We start from the raw sequence: 1,264 nt of genomic DNA, 5'->3' as shown, positions 1-1,264 counted from the left end.
GGGTTATAGGCAGAAAAGTGTGTCCCCAACACCCCCACAACCCAATCAACACAAGGCAACCAACCCCACAAGTTAGCCCCACAAGCTAACCTAAACCAAGTGAGCCCAAAAACCCCACATGCCTGATATGCAACCAACGAACCAAACGCAACGGCACCACCAGCGCAGGAACCACACGCTACCGCTGCACCCACTGCGGCGCCAGCAGAACCATCAAACGCCCCACCAGCACACGAAAACACCAGCTAGCAGCCTTCATCACCTGGCTCACCAGTAAAAACACCCAGCACCACACCACCCTAGGAGCTGGACGAACCTTCCGCGCCAATACCGCCTGGTGCTGGAACATCACCCCACCCATCAAACAAACAGGCCAAATCCACCACGAAATCCAACTCGACGGTATCTACATCAGCGGCATGGTCTGCATCATCGCCTACAACCAAACCGTTGGTGTCATCGACTACCAATGGGCTAAAAGCGAGAACACCGCAGCCTACCAAGCTTTACTCTCACGCATCCCAGCCCCAGATGTAGCCATCGTAGATGGCGGTTCTGGCTTTGCCAGCGCCGCCAAAACATGTTGGCCAGATACCCGGATTCAACGCTGCCTATTGCATGTGTACCGGAATACTAAAACCCTTCTCACCAGTGCCCCACGCACTGAGGCTGGCAAGTCCTTACTGAAGATTTCTAGGGCTCTTCTACGAGTAACCAGCTTGGACGAGGCAGCAATCTGGTCAGCTTCTTTAGCGTCCTGGCACGGGCAGTATCAAGGATTTATCAAGGAGAGAACCTGGTTAGCTGATGGTTCTTGGCAGTACACGCACCCCCGGGTGCGTACTGCCTATAGGAGGCTTGAGCGTTTGGTGAAGCAAGATGTTGTGTTTACTTTTCTGGATCCGGATTTGCTCAGGGAGGGTTCTATTTCTCGTACCACGAATCATATAGAAGGTTATAACGCGAAAATTCGTGCCATGTTGCGGGAACATCGTGGAATGCCGGTGGAGCATCAGTGGCGGGCTGTGGGGTGGCTCTTGTGGGTGGATGCGGCTTGGGGTGCCAGTGTTGATGAGGTGATTAGGTTGGAGCCGGTGCCGGTGGTTGCTCTTGGTGGTCGGAGGAAGGAGGCTGCTGTGGGGCGTTCTTTGGATGAGTTGCGGGGTGTGTTTGTTGTGGGTGAGGGTGTGGTGGTGCGGCGTGGTTGGGGTGGTCGTGGTGGGTGACGCGCCCGGGGTGGGACACACTTTTCTGCCTATAACCC

At 55.2% G+C, this 1,264-nt stretch carries 1 protein-coding gene; it reads left to right on the top strand.

Annotated features, from left to right (window positions below):
- The first annotated feature begins 122 nt into the window (after window positions 1-122).
- A complete protein-coding gene (locus L6758_RS10895; protein WP_336603707.1) occupies window positions 123-1,226 on the top strand; it encodes an IS1249 family transposase in 1,104 nt (367 codons plus the stop codon).
- Window positions 1,227-1,264: the final 38 nt, after the last annotated feature.

This window comes from Rothia nasimurium (genome assembly GCF_928382285.1).
GTDB classification, from domain to species: Bacteria; Actinomycetota; Actinomycetes; order Actinomycetales; family Micrococcaceae; genus Rothia; species Rothia nasimurium_E.
The sequence above is the reverse complement of the archived record's forward strand: the minus strand, read 5'-3'. Positions and strand labels throughout refer to the sequence as shown.